Here is a 20192-nt window from a genome sequence, read left to right as displayed (position 1 = left end):
ACACCTATAGGATTTTCTTATGGTGCGCTTTCCGTCAGCGTCGGCATACAGATGCGGTTACGGCCTGTCTGTTTGGCTTTGACCATTTCATCGTCCGCCGCCAGCAGCAGCTGGTTAAACAGCTCGGTAATACGGGCCTGGCCCACCTCGCGTGTCTCCAGTCCCATACTGATGGTCAGGTGGATCGGGTTATGTCCCCAACCGAAAGCTTGCGACTCTACGCCGTGGCGGATCTTCTCCGCCAGCAGGTAACCCTGCTGGGTGCTGTCGACCACGGCGGCGACCGCAAACTCCTCGCCGCCGATACGGGCGACCATACCCTGCTCGCCCACCAGTTGTCTGACCTGCTGGGCAAACTGAGTCAGTACGCAATCTCCGCCCTCATGGCCCAGGGCATCGTTCACCCTTTTGAAGCCATCGATGTCCAGCACCATCACCGTCAGCAGTTTATCGGCCGGCAAGGCCTGACGCTTCAGCGCCTCGCTCAGCCCGGAACGGGAATAGACCCGGGTCTGGAAATCAAAATCGGCGCGCAGGGCCAGCTGTTTCACCAGCATGTTAATCGCCTCGACGCTGGAGGCGACGATCACCGGACTTATCAGCATCGCCGCGATCCCCAGGCGAGTGGAGAACAGCTGCCACGGCTGCATTCGCGTATCCGGCGCAAAGTGAATTAACGAGTTGGCCACCAGCAGTATCTCGCCGATGCCGGTGAGAAAGGTCAACAGGCAGGTCAGCGGCAGCGGATAGCGCACGGCGCACCAGATCAGGGCCGGTAACGGGAAGGTAATGCTGCCGGCGCCGCCCACCGCCACGCCGAGGGCAATCGACAGCACCAGCGCCAGCGCGGGCAGCAGCTGGCGAAAGCGAAAACCGCTTAACGCGGAGGGCAGCGTCAGGGTCAGAATAAACGGCAGAATAAGCACCGCCGTCGAGAACTGCTCGCTAAACCAGTCCGCCAGCTGGGGAATAAAGGTGGCGCGCTCGACGTCCACCGACCCCAACGCGCCGACTGCTGCGCACAGCAGCGCGGCTAACAGACAGAAACAGAATAAATTAAGCGCGTTAATCGGGCCGGGCATCGAGTCGGCGCGTCGTTTATCCCACAGCACCAGCTGCGCCAGGGTCACAATAAAGACAATATTGGAGAAGTTAATCAGCAATGAGGCAAAGCCCATTCCCCAGCGCGAAGTTAATCCGTCATAGACCAGCATTGCCGCAAAGCAGACGGCATAAAAATAGCTGCGATTAAGCCATACGTAGCGCGCAAAGATCCCGGCCATCACTGCGTTGAGCGGCCAGAAGAAAGAGAGCTCCTGCACCAGACGCAGCATCGCGCCCAGAAAATGCAGCAATAGCGTTAACGTAAATAAGACCAGTGCATCGCGCACGGGTTGTTCTTCACGAAACAGCGTAAATGACCGAATCGACAGTGAAGACATTCAGTAATTATCCGTCTAATTGTTTCAGGCAATTATTATGTTAATAGTTAGTTAGCGGATTATCATAACATGAGAATATTTATCAGGCATACTCCGGCGCCGATCAAATGCAAATTAGCGCACAGACGGGCCGTTCATCTGCAGCACCAGCCAGCGGTGGATCACCTGCACAATATAGCGCTGCTCCTGCTCGCTCAGCGCGCGGCCGTGGGGAATGGCGTGCCATTTTTCCAGGCAGCCGCGACAGCAGGTGGCGGTTGCGTGCTGGGCGATAAACACCGGGTGACCGCGCATCGGCGTCTGCTTGCCATCATTGGCCGGCGCGGCGGACGCCAGCCGCTGACGGATAAAATCGGCGGCATGCTGGTCGATGACCTCCGGCCCTTTATCGAGGCAGTATTGCCGCTCTTTCATCCCCAGCCGGAAGCGTGAACGAAACGTCGAACGCGCCAGGCGAGCAAATAATCGATCCTGATCGACCATCAGAACACCGACCTCCCCATCCGCTGAGTCAGTTTCTCCAGCAGCGCCACGCCGGCCAGGGAGTTCCCCGCCTCGTCAAGCTCCGGGCTCCAGACCGCGATCGCCATCTCCTGCGGCACAATTGCCACAATTCCGCCGCCGACGCCCGATTTCGCCGGCAGACCCACGCGCCAGGCAAACTCGCCGGCGTTCTGGTACATGCCGCTGGTCATCATCAGGGCATTCACCTGGCGGGACTGTATCGGCGCGATAACCGGCGTTTCGAGATGCGGGGCGATGCCGCGGTCGGCGAGAAACAGAAAGGTTCGCGCCAGCTCGACGCAGCTCATCTCCAGCGAACAGTAGTGGAAATAGTTCTGCAGCACGGTGGCGACATCATTATGGAAGTTGCCGAAGGATTTCATCAGCCAGGCGATAGCGGCGTTGCGCGCCGAATGCTCAAACTCAGAGCGGGCCACCAGCGGATCGTAGGCGATATCGGCCACGCCGCTCAGGCGGCGGACAATCTCCAGCATTCGCTGGCGCGGCGCGCTGAGCCGGCTCTGCAGCATGTCGCAGACAACCAGCGCCCCGGCGTTAATAAACGGGTTGCGCGGTTTGCCCTGCTCGATCTCGAGCTGCAGAAGCGAGTTAAAGGGCTGACCGGAGGGATCTTTCCCCACCCGCTGCCAGATCTCTTCTTCCTGATAGTGGTTCATGGCCACCACCAGACTCAATACCTTGGAGATCGACTGGATGGAGAATCGTTCATGGGCATCGCCGGCGGCAAAATGTTGCCCGTCCACCGTACAGATAGCGATGCCAAGCTTATCGCCGCTGACGCTGGCCAGCGCCGGAATATAATCCGCCACTTTACCGCGGCCAATCAGCGGCCTGATTTCTGCCAGAATGGCTTCCAGCATTGCGTTATTGATCACCGTCGCCACACGCGGCTCCTTGCCCACCGTCGAATTTTGGTGGGCGAGTATAGCAGACGAGAACGACGGTCGTCAGGGGCAAACGCAGATTAGCGACGGTCTTTCCAGACGGTCTGCGCATTGCAGAACTCATGCAGGCCAAAATGCGACAGTTCGCGACCAAAACCGCTCTTCTTCACGCCGCCGAAAGCCACCCGGGCGTCGCTGGCGCAGTAGCCATTAAGGAAGACACCGCCGCACTCCAGCTCGCGGGCAAAGCGCTGGGCCTGCGCCTCGTCGGTGGTGTAGACCGTTGCCGACAGGCCAAATTCGCTGTCGTTGGCGAGGGCCAGCGCATGGTCTGCGTCACGGGCGGTGGTCAGGGTCGCGACCGGACCAAACAGCTCCTGGCGGAAGCCGGTCATGCCGGCGGTGACGTTGCCCAGGACCGTTGGCGCATAGTAATTGCCCGCCCCTTCGATTTTTTCCGCCCCCAGCAGCAGGGTTGCGCCTTCATCGAGGGTCGCCGTTACCTGCTGGTGCAGTTCATCGCGCAGATCGAATCGCGCCATCGGCCCGACGTAATTCTGCTCGTCGCGCGGATCGCCCATCTTCAGCGCCGCGACGGCGTCGACAAATTTGCGGGTGAAGGCCTCGGCAATGCCGGCTTCGAGGATAAAGCGCTTCGACGCGGCGCACACCTGGCCGCTGTTCTGATAGCGGCCGGTGACGGCGGCCTTCACCGCTTCATCCAGATCGGCATCGTTCAAAACGATAAAGGGATCGGATCCCCCCAGCTCGAGCACGCATTTCTTCAACGCTGCGCCCGCCTGAGCGCCAATCGCTTTCCCGGCGCGGACGCTGCCGGTGACGGTCACCGCCGCGATGCGGTCGTCATTGATAATCTGCGAAACGCCGTCATTGGTGGCGTTGACCCAGCCAAACACGCCCTCCGGCAGGCCGGCGGCGGCAAAAATCTCGCCCAGCAGGCGGGCGCTGCCCATCACGTTCGGGGCGTGCTTCAGCAGGTAGCTGTTGCCGGCCAGCAGGATCGGCACCGCGCCGCGCAGCACCTGCCAGACCGGGAAGTTCCACGGCATCACCGCCAGAATGGCCCCCAGCGGACGATATTCGATCACCGCCTGGTTATTTTCCACCAGGGTGGCTTCGGTCGCCAGCATCGCCGGGCCATGTTCGGCATACCAGTCGCAGAGATTGGCGGATTTCGCCACCTCGCCGCGAGCCTGAGCAATCGGTTTGCCCATCTCGAGAGTGATCGTCTGGGCCACCTCTTCACCGCGGGCGCGCAGCTCGGCCCCGATGCGGCGCAGCGCGTCGGCGCGTGCGGCGAGCGGCGTCTGACGCCACTGGCGATAGCCCGCCGCGGCGAGAGCGATAGCCGCGTCGACCTCGCGTTCGCTGGCCCACGGCAGCGAGGAGACCACCTCGCCGGTAGTCGGGTTGACGGAGACGGCGTGCGTTGCAGATAAATTCATCGTTATTCTCTCTCTCGTTGCTTGCGAAGTGAACGTATTCTGGCTTACCTTTCCATTCATTGAAAATGAATAATATTAAGCAACGCATTCACAAAAGAAGAATAGTATGGACCTGACTCAGCTAGAGATGTTTAACGCCGTCGCCAGCACCGGCAGCATCACCCAGGCAGCGCAGAAAGTGCATCGCGTGCCGTCCAACCTCACCACCCGCATCCGCCAGCTGGAGGCGGATCTTGGCGTTGAGCTGTTTATCCGCGAGAACCAGCGGCTGCGCCTCTCGCCCGCGGGCCACAGCTTCTTACGCTACAGCCAGCAGATCCTCGCCCTGGTGGACGAGGCGCGAATGGTAGTGGCGGGCGACGAACCCCAGGGACTCTTCTCTCTCGGTTCGCTGGAGAGCACCGCGGCGGTGCGGATCCCCACCACCCTGGCCCACTTTAATCAGCGCTACCCGAAAATTCATCTCGCCCTCTCCACCGGCCCCTCCGGGACGATGATCGACGGCGTGCTGGAGGGAGCCCTGAGCGCCGCGTTCGTTGACGGACCGCTGGTGCACCCGGGCCTGGAGGGGCTACCGGTGTTCCCTGAAGAGATGATGATCGTCGCCCCCTACGGCCACGCGCCCATCGCCCGCGCCAGCGAAGTGAACGGGGCTAATGTCTACGCTTTTCGCGCCAACTGTTCCTACCGCCGGCATTTTGAGAGCTGGTTCCATGCCGACAGAGCTACTCCGGGCCGGATCCATGAGATGGAGTCTTATCACGGGATGCTGGCCTGCGTGATCGCCGGCGCCGGGCTGGCGCTGATCCCGCGCAGTATGCTGGAGAGTATGCCGGGCCATCAGCAGGTTTCCGCCTGGCCGCTGGCGGAAGAGTGGCGCTGGCTCACCACCTGGCTGGTGTGGCGCCGGGGCGCCAAAACCCGCCAGCTGGAAGCGTTTATAGCGCTGCTGAACGAAGATCGGCAAACAGCGGTTTCTCCATAAAGACGCTGAGCGGATCGGGCTGGTAGGGAGCAAACGCGCAGCGGGTCTGATAGCCGTTGCGCGTATAGAGGGTGATGGCCGCGTGCTGATGGATGCCGGTCTCCAGGCGCAGAGTATGGCAGTCGCGCTGGCGCGCTTTCGCCTCCAGGGCCGCCAGCAGCTTTTCTCCCAGCTGTTGCCCACGATGCTGTGGATCAATATAGACCCGCTTCATCTCGCCAAAACCTTCATCGCTGAGGACGATAGCCCCGCAGCCAACGGCTTCGCCCTGCGGACTGCGGATCGCCATGGCGATCACTGTCTCCGGCGGCAGCTGGCCGAGGTCCAGCAGATGGTTGCTCTCCGCCGGGTAGAGTGTCTCCTGCCAGGCGTCGAGGGCGGCAATCAGGGCGGTAAATTCGGCGTCGGTGGGGGCGATGTCGGTGATGGTATACATAGGTGAGCTCCTTTTTTTACGCCACTGTAGCGCGCCCCGGAACGGTTTCCGCCATAGCATTAACTTATATTGCCGCCCACCACTTGCGCTAACTAACTGAAACGCAGTAACTTTATTCCCTGCCGTCCGTTTTTGAGACCTGAATATGCGCACCAAAGCCCGTAAAGTGATGATTATTGGCGCCGGTAACGTCGGCGCGTCAGCGGCCTACGCCCTGCTCAACCAGAGCATTTGTGAGGAGCTGATCCTCGTCGACCTTAACCAGCCGCGCGCCGAGGCCCACGCTCAGGACCTCAGCGACGCCGCGGCCTATCTGCCGGGGATGATGACCATCTCCACCCGCGAGGCCAGCGACTGCGCCGATGTCGACATCGCGGTGATCACCGTCTCCGGCGGCGCGCTGCGCCCCGGCCAGAGCCGTCTCGATGAACTGACCACTACCGCGAAAATCGTCAAGAGCATTGTGCCGACCATGATGGCCAACGGGTTTAACGGCATCTTCCTCGTGGCCACCAACCCGTGTGACATCATCACCTGGCAGGTATGGCAGCTCTCCGGCCTGCCGCGCAGCCAGGTGCTGGGCACCGGCGTCTGGCTGGATACCACCCGCCTGCGTCGTCTGCTGGCGCAGGAGCTGAACATTGGCGCCCAGAGCATCGACGCTTTTATCCTCGGCGAGCACGGCGATACCCAGTTTCCGGTATGGTCGCACTCCTCGGTATATGGCACGCCGATCGCCGACCTCTACCAGCAACGCACCGGCCGGCCGCTCGACCGGGAGGCGATGGCCGACAAAGTGCGCAAGCTGGGGTTTGAGATCTACGCCGGCAAAGGCTGTACGGAATATGGCGTGGCAGGCACCATCGCCGAGATTTGCCGCAATATTTTTACCGGCAGCCACCGTGCGCTGGCGGTCTCCTGCATTCTTGACGGTGAGTACGGGGTCAGCGGCGCGGCGGCTGGGGTGCCGGCGGTGCTGGCCCAGGGGGGCGTGGAGCAGATTATCGAACTGCGGCTGGCCGGCGAAGAACAGACGAAGTTCAGCCAGTCGGTTGCGGTGATCAAAGCCAATATCGCGCGTCTGCCCTGACGGCAGACGGCGACGTCTGGATCAGTCGGCAATGATCAGCTGAGGGGAAAGGGTCGCCAGCGCCTCGCGGGTCGCTTCCGGCAGGTGGCCGTCGGTGACGATATCGGTCAACGACTCCAGCGGGGCAATGTTGAAGAGTGACCAGGCGCCGTATTTGGAGCTGTCCGCCAGCAGAATGCGCCGGCGAGCATTGGCCATCAGATCGCGTTTCAGGGCGGCTTTCTCCTCCGTCGGGGCGGTGATCCCTTTCTCAAGGTCCCAGCCGTTGCAGCTGACGAAGGCGAGATCGGGCCAGATGGTCTGCAGCAGGCGGCGGCCGTGATCGCCGATGCACGACTGGCTGCTGTCATCGATGCGCCCGCCGATAATCGTCACTTCAATCTGCTTAAATTCCGACAAAAACAGGGCGATATGTAAATCGCTGGTGATCACCCGCAGCGGCAGATGGGTGATCTGCCGCGCCAGTTCAATCATGGTGGTGCCGGCATCAAGCACAATGGCGTCGCCGGCTTTCACCAGCGCTGCCGCCGCGCTGGCGATCGCCTGCTTTTCCAGCGGGCTGCGCTGGGCTTTCTCCAGCGTCGTCGGCTGGGCAGGAATAAACCGGTTCAACGTCACCCCGCCATGCGTGCGGCTGATCACCCCTTCCTGATCGAGTTTGATCAGGTCGCGGCGAATGGTGGCTGGCGAGGCGTTGGTCGCCGCCACCAGCTGGTCGACTGTCACCAGATTATGGCTTTTCAGGAAGTCCATAATCTGCTCTAACCGGTTATATCCCTTCATGTTATTCCTGCGCGATGTGCATGGCGAGCTCAATGGAGGTTGCCATGCTCTCAGACTTCGCTTTACCTGTCCAGGCAATATCAAACGCGGTGCCATGATCCGCAGAGGTGCGGATAAACGGCAGCCCGGCGGTGATATTGACCCCATCATAGAATCCCAGCAGCTTCAGCGGAATATGCCCCTGGTCGTGATACATCGCCACGACCATGTCGTACATCCCCTCATGACACTGCATAAACACCGTGTCCGGCGGACAGGGGCCGGTTACCTCCACTCCCTGCTCCCGCATGGCGGCAACCGCGGGGGCGACGATGCGGATCTCTTCATCGCCAAACAGGCCGTTCTCCCCGGCGTGCGGGTTCACGCCGGCGACCGCAATGCGCGGACGCTGATAGCCGACCCGGCGCAGAAAGCGATCCGCCACGCCAATCACTGTCTCGATCCGCGGCTGGTTGAGGGTGTCAAGGAACTGGCGCAGGGCGATATGGGTGGTGATATGGATAACCTTAAGCTTTTCGGTGTACAGCACCATGGCGTAATCGGTGGTTTGCGTCAGGTGGGCCAACAGTTCCGTATGACCGGGAAAAGCATGCCCCGCCAGATGCAGCGCCTCTTTATTCAACGGCGCGGTGGCGATGGCCGCGACGGCGCCCTCCAGCGCGAGGCGGGTCGCCCGCTTAATGCAGCGAAACGCCAGATCCCCGGCCTGGGCCTGCACTTCGCCAGGACGCAACCCCTGCGGGTCGCTCAGCGGCTCATCGATGACGTTAATCGTCGCCGGGGCAAAGCTTGCCTCGGCGGGATGGTCAATGATGCGTAGCTCCGCCCGCGGGGTGATGTTTAACGCCAGGATACGCCGCAGCGTCTGCGCGCAGCCCACCACCACCACCGGCGCGCCGCTCAGCGCTCCTTCGGCGAGGGATTTGATAATAATCTCCGGACCAATCCCTGCCGGGTCGCCCATTGTGACTGCAATGATGTTAGACACTCAGTTTCTCCTCAATAAAATTCACAACATGTAATAGCGTGGTGTCGGTGCCGAATCCTCCGGCTTTAGTCATCACCGGCCGCGACCAGCGGCCGCCGAGGAAATATCCGTATGGGACGCACTCCGCGACCCGGCCGCGGATCTGAAAACCGGTGGCGCCGAGCGCCTGAGCCACGGCGATGGCCACATCGCCACCGGAGAGGTACAGCGCGCCAGGGGGACACAGCGCCACCGCCTGTGCCGTAACGTCGGCAAGCCAGGCGCAGATGTGCTCCCCGTAGGCCGCACGGCTGAGACCGCGTTCGCGGCACTGGGCTTCAATCCCGTGCCGGACGGCGTTATTCGGGCGGGTGGTCACCACGCAGTGATCACCCTCACGCAGCACCTCGGCGATCCGCGAGGCTTCCTCCTTCGGCGATCCGCTAAAGGCCTGTTCGACATCAATTTCGATCTTTCTCACTCGGGAATGAGCCTGCAGCGCCGCGACCTGGCGCTGCGCCATCTCGCTCATCGAGCCGACCACCGCCAGCAGCGGCCCCTGCTCGCTGCGGCGCAGGCGGCGCGCCAGCGCCTCGCAAAGGCCTGCCGAGCCGACCAGCAGGGTCTCCTGCGCATGAGGAGCGACGGCGTCAATGACCTGATCCAGATGACACTCTTCCCAGGCGTCGATAATCAGTACCTGCCTCGCTTCGCCCGCCGTCGCTAACGCTCCCGGAAGCTGGGCGGCGCTCAGCGACCGGCTCGGCAGCCGGCTCTGCATGGCGAGAATGCCGGCAATATCCGCCCGGCTAACCGGCGTCTTCGGATCGCTGGCAAATTCGGTGTGATCGAGGGGTATCCCGTGTACATAGCAGCGTCCGTCCCGGGTATGCCGCCCGGCCGCCGGGTAAGCCGGCGCCACAACCGCCACCCGGCAGCCCTGCGCCGTCATCATCGCTTCCAGTTCGGCGCCGGGGTTGCCGCGCAGCGTGGAGTCGATCTTCTTTATCTGCCAGCGCGGGGCGAATCGCGCCGCGCCGCGCAGCAGAGCGGTGACCTTGTCGGCGGCCGCGCCGGCAGTCATCGCCCGGCTGTCGCTGTTGAGTATTAACGCCCGGGCGGATGACGCCTGCCCGGCGGAGAATGCCACTTCTACCGACATGCCCGCCTCCGCCAGGCTGACCCCGGCGTCATTGGCTCCGGTAAAGTCATCTGCCAGCACCAGCACGCTGTTATTGCCGTCTTTCATTGTCCTGCCTTGTGGTCGTTGTAAACGTTGCAAACCTGAAATTGATTATATTCAATCATATTTGATTAAATGTGAGCAAGCTCAAGTTATTAAACCGCCGTATAAATTATAACTTTTCCCCACCACACGAGTAGAACGACTCGTGAATGATTGAATTCAATCAACCACTACCAAGGAGAAACGCGTGGCGACGATACACAGCACGATCATCAGCGGGGCTGGCGCCTCATCGGCCCTGCTCCCGCTGCTGGCAGATAAAACCCGTATCCTGCTGGTGACCGACAAGAACGTCGGGGCGCTGGAGGCGACCCGGGCGATCCATCGCCTGCTGGCGGCAGACGGGCGCCAGGTTGAGGTCATTAACAGTGTGCCTGCCGAGCCCAGTCATCAGGATGTGGCGGAGATCGTCAGCCAGCTGGGCGCTTCTCAACCGCAGATGGTCGTCGGCATTGGCGGCGGGAGCGTACTGGACGTGGCGAAACTGCTGTCGGTGCTGCTGCATCCGCAAGCCCCCACTCTGACGGCCCTGCTGGCGGGTGAACAGCCGCAACGACGGCTATGCTCCCTGCTGATCCCTGCCACCGCCGGGACCGGCTCCGAAGCAACGCCGAACGCTATTCTGGCGATCCCCGAGCAGCAGACCAAAGTGGGGATCATCTCCCCGGTGCTGCTCCCGGACTACGTCGCCCTGCTGCCGGAGCTGACCACCAGCATGCCGGCCAGCATCGCAGCCTCGACCGGGATCGATGCTCTGTGCCATCTGCTGGAGTGTTTCACCTCCACCGTGGCCAACCCGGTAAGCGATAACGCGGCGTTAATCGGTTTACACAAGCTGGTGCGTCATATCGAACGCTCGGTGGATCAGCCGCAGGATCTGACGGCGAAGCTGGAGATGCTCTGGGCCTCGTGGTACGGCGGCGCGGCGATCAACCATGCCGGCACCCATCTGGTGCATGCGCTCTCCTATCCGCTCGGCGGCACCTGGCACCTGCCGCACGGGGTGGCCAACGCCATTCTGCTGGCGCCCTGCATGCGGGTGGTCCGCCCCCACGCGGTGGCGAAGTTCGCTCAGGTCTGGGATCTGATCCCCGACGCGGACCTCACCCTCAGCGAGGAAGAGAAATCCCATGCGCTGGTGGCATGGCTGGCGGCGCTGGTCAAACGCTTACCGCTGCCCGATAACCTCGCCGCGCTCGGCGTTCCCGCAGACAGCATCCCCGCCCTCAGCGCGGCGGCGCAGAACGTTAAACGCCTGATGAATAACGCCCCCTGCAGCGTCAGCCGTGAAGAGATCGCGGCTATCTACCAGACGCTGTTTCCGGAACATGCCTAACAGGAGAAAATCAAATGAGGAGAGCCATTAGCGGCGTACTCACCGCCATCGTTACCCCCTTTACCACCGAGGGAGCCCTTAACCTGCCAGCGCTGCAGCAGCAGGTGCAGCGCCAGATCGCCGCGGGCAACGGCATATTCTGCGGCGGCACCAACGGCGAGTTTTTTGTCCTCAATGAGGAAGAGAAGATCGCCGTCGCCAGAACCTGCGTGGAGGCGGCCGCCGGTCGCGCGCCGGTGGTAGCCCACATCGGGGAGGTTTCCACGCGGGAGACCTGCCGGCTTGGCCAGCAGATCGCCCGCCTCGGGGTTGACGCGGTATCGGCCATTACCCCGTGGTTCGTGCCCCTGAAGCAGGAAGAGCTGATAAACCACTATACGGCGATCGCCGACGCGCTGAGCGTCCCGCTCTTTCTTTACAACATTCCCGCCCGCACCGGTAACACCCTTGCGCCGGAGACAGCGCGTAAGCTGGCGCAGCACGACAATATCATTGGCATCAAGGATAGCGCCGGCAGCTACGACAGTCTGAAAGGCTTTCTTGACGCGGTACGCGACATTGACGGTTTCGACGTTCTCAACGGCCCGGACTCGCTTATCCATCAGGGGTTCGTCGACGGCTGCTCTGCCTGCATCTCGGGGCTTGCCAACGTCGCGCCTGCCGAGATCAACGCTATCTGGTCGCTGTTCCATGCTGGAGATATCGCCGGATCGCGCCAGGCGCAGGAGCGGGTAACGGGCCTGCGCACCGACCTGTACAACGTAGCGTTCTCACCCGCGGCGGTGAAAAAAGCGCTGCAGCTGATGGGCCATGAGGTGGGCGACAGCCGCTACGCGGTGCAGTTTAGTGACCAGCAGCTGCAGGAAATACGCGGCATCATTGCCCGTTATTTAGCGTAATACCCGCTGCGTTTCGTAAATAAAACAGACCGGGTACCGCCGTACCCAGGATTCGTACGCCCAGAGAGAGGCTAAGATGAATCATTTTACCGCTGAAGATACCTTTATTATTGTCGGCATTGTCATTGCCTATATTCTGTTTACCACCTGGCTGACATTCCGTATTCGTAGTAAGAATTCCGGGGATTTTATGGAAGGCTCGCGCGCCATGCCGGCCTTTATTGTCGGTATATTACTGATGTCGGAATATATTGGCGCCAAATCAACCATCGGTACCGCTCAGGCCGCCTTTGAGAGCGGAATTGCCGCCTCATGGTCCGTGCTGGGGGCGGCCATCGGCTTCCCGCTGTTCGGTTTGATTCTGGTAAAGCGCATCTATAACACCGGGAAAATCACCATATCCGGGGCTATCGCTGAGAAATATGGCACCAGTACCAAAAATATTATCTCCCTGATCATGATTTATGCGCTGTTGCTGGTTAACGTAGGCAACTACGTCAGCGGCGCTGCGGCTATTTCCACCGTCTTAAAAGTCAACTTACCCGTGGCCGCCTTTATTACCGCCATCGTCAGTACCTTCTATTTCGCCTTCGGCGGCATGAAAGGCGTCGCCTGGGTCACCATGTTACACAGCGCGTTAAAATACGCTGGTCTGCTGATCATTCTGGGTTTTGCTCTGTCCAAAACCGGCGGCTTCACGCCGATGATTGAGAAGATGCCGGATTACTACTGGACGTGGGATGGCAACATTGGCGCTGGCACTATCTTCGCCTGGCTTATCGGCACTATCGGCTCCATCTTCTGCACCCAGTTTGTTATCCAGGCGATCAGCTCCACCAAAGACGTCCGGTCAGCAAAGCGCTCCACGTGGATCGCCTTCTTTTTCTGCCTGCCCATCGCCCTTGCCATCGCCATCATCGGCGTGGCGGCGAAGTATCTGCATCCGGAAATCAACAGCCTGTACGCCCTGCCGGTATTTCTGCAGGACATGAATCCCTGGCTGGCGGGACTCGTGACAACGTCACTTGTGGCCTCGATATTCGTCAGCGTAAGTACCGTTGCTCTGGCCATTGCCTCGCTGGTGGTGAAAGATTTCTACGTACCATGGCGTAACCCGACCCCGGATCAGGAGTTCAGAGCCACGCGCTGGGCATCGTTAATTATCGGCTTCCTGCCGCTGATCTTTGTGCTGCTGGTGCCGGAAGTGCTGAAACTCTCCTTCTTCACCCGCGCCATCCGCCTGTCCATTACCGTGGTGGCGGTCATCGCCTTCTATGCCCCCTTCTTCAGGAGCACCCGCGGCGCCAATGCCGGTCTGATCGGCGCCTGCGTGGTGACCTCCGTCTGGTATTTACTTGGCGACCCGTTCGGCATCAATAACATGTATATCGCCCTGGCGACCCCGGCGATCATTATGGTCATCGATCGCCTGATCCCGAATAAATCACAATCATCCCCTGCCCCTGTTGAGCAACGTGGAGTCTAAAACATGTCCGCAATTCCTTCTTTCGACGGCGTCATTCGCCAGCACCAGCAAGATGAACATATCGCATGGGCGATGCTCCCCAACGCCTGCCCGCAAAATCATGCCGCCAACCTGCTTCAGCTGGATGATGGCAGCCTGATGTGCGTCTGGTTCGGCGGCTCCCAGGAGGGGAAAGCCGACATTTCGATCTGGGGTTCGCGGTTAGCCCCCGGCAGCGATCGCTGGAGCGAAGCGGTTAAGCTCTCCGACGATCCTGACCGCTCGGAACAAAATCCGGTGCTGTTTCAGGCGCCGGACCAGGTAGTGTGGCTGTTATGGACGGCGCAATTCGCCGGCAACCAGGATACCGCCATTGTGCGCTACCGCCAGTCACACGACGGCGGGCAAAGCTGGGGAGCCATCGACACCCTGTTGGATCAGCCCGGTACCTTTATTCGCCAGCCGATTAGCGTCATGCCTGACGGCAGCTGGCTGCTGCCGGTGTTTTACTGCCGCACTGCACCCGGCGAGAAATGGGTGGGTAACAATGACGTCAGCGCGGTGAAGATCTCCTCCGACGGCGGCAGAAGCTGGCGCGACGTGGCGGTCCCGGAGAGTCTTGGCTGCGTCCATATGAGCATCACCGCGCATCCCGACGGCGGACTGGCGGCCTTCTTTCGCAGTCGCTGGGCGGATCACATCTGGTTCAGCCGCTCCAGCGACCAGGGTGAAAGCTGGTCTGCGCCGGTGCCAACGACGCTGCCGAACAACAACTCGTCCATTCAGGCGACGACTCTCGACAATGGCGAACTGGCGCTGGTGTTTAATAATATGAGCGCCGCCGGGGCCACCGAACGCCGAGCCTCACTGTACGATGAAATTGCGGATGACGATGGCCGTAAGGAGCCGGAAACAACCGGAAAAAGCGCCTTCTGGGGCGCGCCCCGCGCGCCGATGACGGTGGCGATCTCGCCTGACGGCGGCAAAAGCTGGCCGTGGCTGCGTAATCTTGACGAGGGCGACGGCTACTGCATGACCAATAATTCGGAGCAGAAGCTGAACCGGGAGTTCTCCTACCCCAGCATCAAACAGGGAGCAGACGGTAATTTGCATATCGCCTACACCTGGTACCGCCAGGCGATCAAGTATGTTCGCGTTTCTCCACAGTGGGTGAAAGGAGAAAGCGCATGATTATCGGTACCCTGCAGGCGCTGCACCAGGCTGGTCTGCCGCCAGCGTTAAAGCAGCTTTTGAGCAGCGAGGACTGTTCGCTGGCCGCCCTGAGCGCCAGAGAGGATGGCCGCTTCCAGCCCGACGGCGCGCCGTGGTTCTGCACCCTCGGCGTGGCGCAAACCCAGCCTGCGGCCGAGCGGCATACGGAATATCATCGCCAGTGGGCGGATATTCAGGTCATCCTGGCCGGCGAGGAGCGGATCCAGGCGGGCATGGCTGCCGTGATGCGCCCGCAGGATAATGAGCTTAAGCCCGACCTCTATCTCTGTCAGCCGGCCCCGGAGAGTGTCTCTATTCTGCTGCGTCCCGGCGACTTCGCGGTCTTTTACCCCGGCGAACCGCACCAGGCGCTGTGTGCGGTTTCGACGCCAGCGCCGGTCAGAAAGGCGGTATTCAAGATACCGGCAGCGATGCTGGAGGCGCAATGAAGCGGGCCATAGTCACCGGGGCCAGCTCCGGGATCGGCGCCGCGGTGGTGAGGCAATTGCTGGAGGACGGCTGGCAGGTGGTCGGCATGAGCCGTTCGCTGCCGCCCTTCTCACAGCCGAACTTTCGCCATCTGGAGGTCGATGTCAGCCAACGCAGCGCGCTGCTGGCGGCGCTGGAACAGATTGAGCCTCCTCAGGCCATCATCCACGCCGCGGGTTCGATGACCGCCGCGCCCCTGGGCAATCTTGATCCACTGCGCGGCGAGTCGCTGTGGCGTTTACATGTCGACGCGGCCCAAACGCTGGTCAATCACTTCGCCCCGGCCATGGCGCCGGGCGGGAGGGTTGTTCTGCTGGGAAGCCGAACATCACGAGGCGCAGCGGGTCGTTCCCAGTATACGGCCACCAAAGCCGCGCTGGTCGCCCTTGCCAGAAGCTGGGCGGCAGAGCTGGCGCCCGCTGGAGTGACGGTCAACGTGGTGGCGCCCGGGGCAACCGATACGCCGATGCTCCATCAGCCTGGCAGGGAAAGCTCTCCGCCGCGGCTGCCGCCGCTGGGGCGGCTCATTACCCCGCAGGAGGTGGTCTCGCTGATAAGCTGGTTATTGAGTGAGGGCGCATCGGCGATGACCGGACAGGAGCTGGTGATGTGCGGTGGCGCCTCCCTTGCCTGATGACGCACGCCGCGCCGTCCCCGGACAACGGAACGACGCGGCGGTGAGGATTAACGCAAATAGACAGTCCCGCGCAGATAGGTGGTGGCCTGGCCGCCGATCAGCACCCGGTCGCCCTGCCACTGGCAGCGCAGATCCCCGCCGCGGGCGGAGACCTGGCGCGCCATCATGGTGGTTTTCCCCAGCTTGTCGCCCCACCAGGGGATCAGCATGCTGTGGGCGGAGCCGGTCACCGGATCCTCCGGCACCCCTTCTCCCGGGCAGAAGAAGCGGCTGACAAAGTCATATTCCTCATCCGGCGCGCTCACGCAGATCATTTTGCCGAGCGTCTGCAGGCGCGCCATGTCCGGTTGCACCGCTTCAACCTGCCGGCGATCCGCCAGCAGCACCAGATAATCGCGCCCTTCCCGTACCTCGACAGCCGCCTCGAGGCCCAGCCCGGCCAGCAGGTCCGCCGGCGGATTGGCCACCGGGGTGGTCGTCCACGCCGGGAAGTCGAGCGTCAGCCAGTCGCCGCTGCGGGTCACCCGCAGGTCGCCGACAAAACGGGTGCTAAAGGTAATCGTCGCCGAGGGATGGTCGAGATATTCAAAAATAACGTGCGCCGTCGCCAGGGTGGCGTGGCCGCAGAGGTTGATCTCGCCAAGGGTGGTAAACCAGCGCAGCTCATAGCCTTCGTCGGTGCGGACGAAGAACGCCGTTTCGGACTGGTTATGCTGTTGGGCCATTTTCAGCAGCACATCGTCGGCTAACCACTCGCTGAGGGGGCAAACGGCCGCGGCATTGCCGCCGAAGTTTTTATCGCTGAAAGCATCGACCAGATAAAATTGTATTTCCTGCATACACTGTCCTTACTTTTTTTACTTTCCTTCAACATGACATAAAAGCGCCCCCCTGACACTATCCATAGCAAAATTAATTGCTTAACCGCACCTGGGCGTTTGCAGTGAAATGAGATGCAGATCACAAAATGATTGTCTTTTCGCCAGCAAACGTTTTAAGATCAGCGTCACATCTTCCCCTGAATCACCAGTCCAGAGCTTATGACTACGAATACGGTCTCACGCAAGGTAGCGTGGCTACGTGTCGTGACGTTGGCCATCGCCGCGTTTATTTTTAACACCACAGAATTTGCCCCGGTCGGTCTGCTGTCGGATATTGCCGACAGCTTCGGCATGGAAACCGCCCAGGTGGGCATGATGCTGACCATCTACGCATGGGTGGTGGCGTTAATGTCGCTGCCGTTTATGCTGCTGACCAGCAAAGTGGAGCGTCGGCGGTTGCTCATCGGCCTGTTTATTCTGTTTATCGCCAGCCATGTGCTGTCGTTCTTTGCATGGAATTTTGACGTGCTGGTCATCAGCCGCATCGGCATCGCCTTCGCCCATGCGGTGTTCTGGTCGATAACGTCGGCGCTGGCCATCCGCATGGCGCCCCCGGGCAAACGGGCGCAGGCGCTGAGCCTGATCGCCACCGGTACCGCGCTGGCGATGGTGTTTGGCATTCCGATCGGCCGCATCATCGGCCAGTATTTTGGCTGGCGGATGACCTTCCTGGCGATCGGCCTCGGCGCCTTAGCCACTCTGGCCTGCCTGGTGAAACTGCTGCCGACGCTGCCGAGCGAACACTCAGGCTCGCTGAAAAGCCTGCCGGTGCTGTTCCGTCGCCCGGCGCTGGTCAGCGTGTACATTCTGACCGTGGTGGTGGTGACCGCCCATTATACCGCCTACAGCTATATCGAACCCTTCGTCCAGACGGTGGCGGGTCTGAGCGGCAATTTTGCCACCGTACTGCTGCTGATCCTCGGCGGGGCCGGGATTATCGGCAGCATTCTGTTCGGCAAGCTCGGTAACCAGCACGCTTCGGGGCTGATAAGCCTCGCCATCGGCCTGCTGCTGGCCTGTCTGCTGCTGCTTTTGCCGGCCTCGCATAACCCGCACCACCTGATGCTGCTCAGCATCTTCTGGGGGGTGGCGATCATGATTATCGGTCTCGGCATGCAGGTGAAAGTGCTGGCCTCCGCCCCGGACGCCACCGACGTCGCCATGTCGCTGTTCTCGGGCATCTTTAACATCGGTATTGGCGCCGGCGCGCTGGTGGGCAGCCAGGTGAGTCTGCACCTCTCTATGGCCTCCATCGGTTACATCGGCGCCATCCCGGCGCTGGCAGGCCTGATCTGGGCCCTGCTGATCTTCCGTCGCTGGCCGGTATCGCTGGAAGAGCACCAACCGCACCACTCTTGATTGAGCCGCAAAAAAAAAGCCCGTCGGTATCGCGCCGGCGGGCTTTTGTCTCTCTGCGCATCACCGCGGTCAGGGATGCCAGGTCGAAATGATCTCCAGCACGCCGTTAATAATGAACTGCACGCCCATGCAGACCAGCAGGAAGCCCATCAGCCGCGAAATGGCCTCAATGCCGCCTTTGCCTACCAGACGCATAATCGCCCCCGAACTGCGCAGGCAACCCCAGAGAATGATCGCCAACAGGGCAAAGATAATCGGCGGCGCCGCCAGCACCACCCACTCCGGGAAGTCCACGCCGTGCTTCACGGTTGAGGCGGAACTGATGATCATCGCGATGGTGCCCGGACCGGCGGTGCTTGGCATCGCCAGCGGCACAAAGGCGATATTGGCGGTTGGCTCATCCTGAAGCTCTTCCGATTTGATCTTCGCTTCCATCGAATCGTGGGCTTTTTGCTGGGGGAACAGCATGCGGAAACCGATAAAGGCCACAATCAACCCCCCGGCGATACGCAGCCCAGGTATTGATATGCCGAATGTATTCATCACCACCTGGCCGGCATACCACGACACCATCAGGATGGCGAAGACATACACCGAAGCCATCAACGCCTGTTTGTTCCGCTCGGCGTTGTTCATATTGCCCGCCAGGCCAAGGAACAGCGCCACGGTAGTCAGCGGATTCGCCAGCGGTAACAGCACCGCCAGGCCGAGCCCTATCGCTTTAAACAAATCAAACATAGTTAAAAAAAGCCCCGTAAATATTCATTTTTTAAGGATGGTTTCACGCCGTGAGTATACCGGCTTCAACAATTCCAACGCCAGCCTGCTGATCAATCACCTTCGCCAAAAATTAACAAGCGTTAGAAAATTCACAAACAGTGACCCGTGTCGAATTTTCTTGTTTTAGCAAATCGTGGCATCGGCCAATTCATAATGTTGACTTATGATTGCCTGGGCAATAGTATCACTCGCAACTAAATCATTGCCTGGGCAACCATCATGAAAAGTACCAGCGACCTGTTCAACGAGATGATCCCGCTGGGCCGCTTGATCCAGATGGTTAACCAGAAAAAAGATCGCCTGCTCAACGACTACCTCTCACCCATGGATATTACCGCGACCCAGTTCCGGGTGCTCTGTTCCATTCGTTGCGAGGTATGTATTACCCCCGTTGAGCTGAAAACCGTGCTTTCCGTCGACCCGGGCGCGATGACGCGTATGCTCGACCGCCTGGCGTGTAAAGGCTGGATTGAACGGTTACCCAACCCCGCTGACAAGCGCGGCGTGCTGGTGCAGTTGACGCCAGACGGCGCAGCCCTTTGCGAGCAGTGTCATCAGGTTGTGGGTCAGAAGTTACACCAGGAGTTAACAAAAAATCTGTCGGCGGACGAAGTCGCCATGCTTGAGCAACTCCTCAAGAAGGTCCTGCCGTAAAAATAAGAAGAGGTAAGATGATGTCCAGACGTAATAATGACGCCATCACTATCCATAGTATTTTGTCGTGGATCGAGGATAACCTGGAATCGCCCCTGTCGCTGGAAAAAGTGTCTGAGCGCTCAGGTTACTCCAAGTGGCACCTGCAACGTATGTTTAAGAAAGAGACCGGCCATTCCCTCGGCCAGTACATCCGCAGCCGTAAGCTGACGGAGATTGCGCAAAAGCTCAAGCAGAGCAATGAGCCAATCCTGTACCTGGCGGAACGCTACGGTTTCGAATCGCAGCAGACCCTGACGCGAACGTTTAAAAACTATTTCGATGTTCCGCCCCACAAATATCGCATAACGAATGTACCTGGCGAATCCCGCTATCTGCATCCGCTAAATAACTGTTGTTAATCGCCTGCATTATTAAAGACGTATTGAGGAAATCATGAAACTATTCGCTGCCGCAGCCATCGTCGTTCTGTCGCTGGCATCCAGCTTCAGCTATGCGGAGCAAACCACCACGCCGGTGCGGCAAAACCAGCGTGACACAATGATTATCCCTTCGGAACATAACGACTCGCCGTTTGATTTCAATCATATGGCGGCCGGCAATGATAAATCTGACGAACTTGGCGTGCCGTACTACCAGCAGCACGACCTGTGATG

The 20192-nt window shown here is 60.4% G+C and carries 22 protein-coding genes; 12 read left to right on the top strand and 10 right to left on the bottom strand.

From position 1 onward, the window contains the following. Positions 1–17: 17 nt before the first annotated feature. The 4 genes from MKR05_RS03645 to sad form a co-directional block, all read right to left on the bottom strand. The gene (locus MKR05_RS03645) at positions 18–1442 is read right to left on the bottom strand and encodes a GGDEF domain-containing protein (RefSeq protein ID WP_023289639.1); all 1425 of its coding nucleotides are present in this window, start codon (positions 1440–1442) and stop codon (positions 18–20) included. Between the two features lie 114 nt (positions 1443–1556). Next, positions 1557–1925 carry a DUF4186 domain-containing protein gene (locus MKR05_RS03640; RefSeq protein ID WP_023289638.1) on the bottom strand — a complete coding sequence of 123 codons (369 nt, stop codon included), beginning with the start codon at positions 1923–1925 and terminating at the stop codon, positions 1557–1559. Further along, positions 1925–2851, bottom strand: coding sequence for a glutaminase B (glsB, locus tag MKR05_RS03635; RefSeq protein WP_050534214.1), 927 nt, complete (start codon positions 2849–2851; stop codon positions 1925–1927). Before glsB ends, MKR05_RS03640 begins: the two co-directional genes overlap by 1 nt. An 80-nt stretch (positions 2852–2931) precedes the next feature. Further along, entirely contained in the window at positions 2932–4317 is a 1386-nt protein-coding gene (sad, locus tag MKR05_RS03630) for a succinate-semialdehyde dehydrogenase (RefSeq protein WP_004205961.1), read from the bottom strand. A gap of 106 nt (positions 4318–4423) precedes the next feature. Here sad and ptrR point away from each other — a divergent pair, with 106 nt between their 5' ends. Then, complete coding sequence (gene ptrR, locus MKR05_RS03625; RefSeq protein WP_023289635.1) at positions 4424–5302, top strand: putrescine utilization regulator PtrR; 879 nt, start codon at positions 4424–4426, stop codon at positions 5300–5302. On the opposite strand, the gene MKR05_RS03620 is transcribed toward ptrR, so the two are convergent. Beyond that, entirely contained in the window at positions 5256–5738 is a 483-nt protein-coding gene (locus tag MKR05_RS03620; RefSeq protein WP_032452796.1) for a GNAT family N-acetyltransferase, read from the bottom strand. The two genes, ptrR and MKR05_RS03620, sit on opposite strands and share 47 nt — an antisense overlap. Before the next feature lie 145 nt (positions 5739–5883). On the opposite strand from MKR05_RS03620, the gene MKR05_RS03615 reads away from it, so the two are divergent. Then, positions 5884–6828, top strand: coding sequence for an L-lactate dehydrogenase (locus MKR05_RS03615; RefSeq protein ID WP_050534210.1), 945 nt, complete (start codon positions 5884–5886; stop codon positions 6826–6828). A 21-nt stretch (positions 6829–6849) separates the two neighbouring features. Here MKR05_RS03615 and MKR05_RS03610 read toward each other — a convergent pair whose 3' ends face one another. Genes MKR05_RS03610 through dtnK form a run of 3 tightly spaced genes read right to left on the bottom strand, consistent with a single transcriptional unit; the run spans position 6850 to position 9827 of the window. Then, the gene (locus tag MKR05_RS03610) at positions 6850–7611 is read right to left on the bottom strand and encodes a DeoR/GlpR family DNA-binding transcription regulator (RefSeq protein WP_060590747.1); all 762 of its coding nucleotides are present in this window, start codon (positions 7609–7611) and stop codon (positions 6850–6852) included. A 1-nt stretch (position 7612) separates the two neighbouring features. Next, positions 7613–8599 (bottom strand): D-threonate 4-phosphate dehydrogenase, encoded by a 987-nt coding sequence (locus tag MKR05_RS03605; protein ID WP_032452794.1) that lies wholly within the window; start codon positions 8597–8599, stop codon positions 7613–7615. Next, positions 8592–9827 (bottom strand): D-threonate kinase, encoded by a 1236-nt coding sequence (gene dtnK, locus MKR05_RS03600; RefSeq protein WP_238875592.1) that lies wholly within the window; start codon positions 9825–9827, stop codon positions 8592–8594. The genes MKR05_RS03605 and dtnK overlap by 8 nt, the downstream gene beginning before the upstream one ends. 184 nt (positions 9828–10011) lie before the next feature. Between dtnK and MKR05_RS03595 the strand changes: the two genes are divergently transcribed. The 6 genes from MKR05_RS03595 to MKR05_RS03570 all read left to right on the top strand — a co-directional run bounded on the left by MKR05_RS03595 (position 10012) and on the right by MKR05_RS03570 (position 15859). Continuing rightward, complete coding sequence (locus MKR05_RS03595; protein ID WP_049014016.1) at positions 10012–11160, top strand: iron-containing alcohol dehydrogenase; 1149 nt, start codon at positions 10012–10014, stop codon at positions 11158–11160. Between the two features lie 14 nt (positions 11161–11174). Further along, entirely contained in the window at positions 11175–12059 is an 885-nt protein-coding gene (locus MKR05_RS03590) for a dihydrodipicolinate synthase family protein (RefSeq protein ID WP_049014017.1), read from the top strand. Positions 12060–12135: 76 nt separating this feature from the next. Continuing rightward, positions 12136–13545 carry a sodium:solute symporter family protein gene (locus MKR05_RS03585; RefSeq protein WP_032452778.1) on the top strand — a complete coding sequence of 470 codons (1410 nt, stop codon included), beginning with the start codon at positions 12136–12138 and terminating at the stop codon, positions 13543–13545. Positions 13546–13548: 3 nt separating this feature from the next. Next, complete coding sequence (locus tag MKR05_RS03580) at positions 13549–14715, top strand: exo-alpha-sialidase (protein ID WP_223065306.1); 1167 nt, start codon at positions 13549–13551, stop codon at positions 14713–14715. Next, on the top strand, positions 14712–15185 hold the full coding sequence (locus tag MKR05_RS03575) for a YhcH/YjgK/YiaL family protein (RefSeq protein WP_032452776.1): 474 nt from the start codon (positions 14712–14714) through the stop codon (positions 15183–15185). The genes MKR05_RS03580 and MKR05_RS03575 overlap by 4 nt, the downstream gene beginning before the upstream one ends. Further along, positions 15182–15859 carry an SDR family NAD(P)-dependent oxidoreductase gene (locus MKR05_RS03570; protein WP_117128814.1) on the top strand — a complete coding sequence of 226 codons (678 nt, stop codon included), beginning with the start codon at positions 15182–15184 and terminating at the stop codon, positions 15857–15859. The genes MKR05_RS03575 and MKR05_RS03570 overlap by 4 nt, the downstream gene beginning before the upstream one ends. Before the next feature lie 50 nt (positions 15860–15909). Here the strand turns inward: MKR05_RS03570 and MKR05_RS03565 are convergent, their stop codons facing one another. Further along, a complete protein-coding gene (locus tag MKR05_RS03565; RefSeq protein ID WP_023289623.1) occupies positions 15910–16701 on the bottom strand; it encodes a PhzF family phenazine biosynthesis protein in 792 nt (263 codons plus the stop codon). Between the two features lie 201 nt (positions 16702–16902). On the opposite strand from MKR05_RS03565, the gene MKR05_RS03560 reads away from it, so the two are divergent. After that, entirely contained in the window at positions 16903–18102 is a 1200-nt protein-coding gene (locus tag MKR05_RS03560) for a sugar transporter (protein WP_032452773.1), read from the top strand. Between the two features lie 69 nt (positions 18103–18171). On the opposite strand, the gene MKR05_RS03555 is transcribed toward MKR05_RS03560, so the two are convergent. Further along, complete coding sequence (locus MKR05_RS03555; protein WP_004205969.1) at positions 18172–18840, bottom strand: MarC family NAAT transporter; 669 nt, start codon at positions 18838–18840, stop codon at positions 18172–18174. Between the two features lie 261 nt (positions 18841–19101). Here MKR05_RS03555 and marR point away from each other — a divergent pair, with 261 nt between their 5' ends. Genes marR through marB form a run of 3 tightly spaced genes read left to right on the top strand, consistent with a single transcriptional unit; the run spans position 19102 to position 20190 of the window. Then, the gene (gene marR, locus MKR05_RS03550; protein WP_004143563.1) at positions 19102–19536 is read left to right on the top strand and encodes a multiple antibiotic resistance transcriptional regulator MarR; all 435 of its coding nucleotides are present in this window, start codon (positions 19102–19104) and stop codon (positions 19534–19536) included. A gap of 20 nt (positions 19537–19556) precedes the next feature. After that, a complete protein-coding gene (gene marA / locus MKR05_RS03545; protein ID WP_004205971.1) occupies positions 19557–19937 on the top strand; it encodes an MDR efflux pump AcrAB transcriptional activator MarA in 381 nt (126 codons plus the stop codon). A gap of 34 nt (positions 19938–19971) precedes the next feature. Further along, positions 19972–20190: a multiple antibiotic resistance protein MarB gene (gene marB, locus MKR05_RS03540; RefSeq protein WP_048297476.1), complete on the top strand. Its 219-nt coding sequence runs from the start codon at positions 19972–19974 to the stop codon at positions 20188–20190. The last annotated feature ends 2 nt before the right edge of the window (positions 20191–20192 follow it).

The organism is Klebsiella sp. K5-204 (assembly GCF_030128585.1).
Classification (GTDB): Bacteria; Pseudomonadota; Gammaproteobacteria; order Enterobacterales; family Enterobacteriaceae; genus Klebsiella; species Klebsiella quasipneumoniae.
Note: the sequence above shows the minus strand (reverse complement) of the source record. Positions and strands in the feature narration are given on the sequence as shown.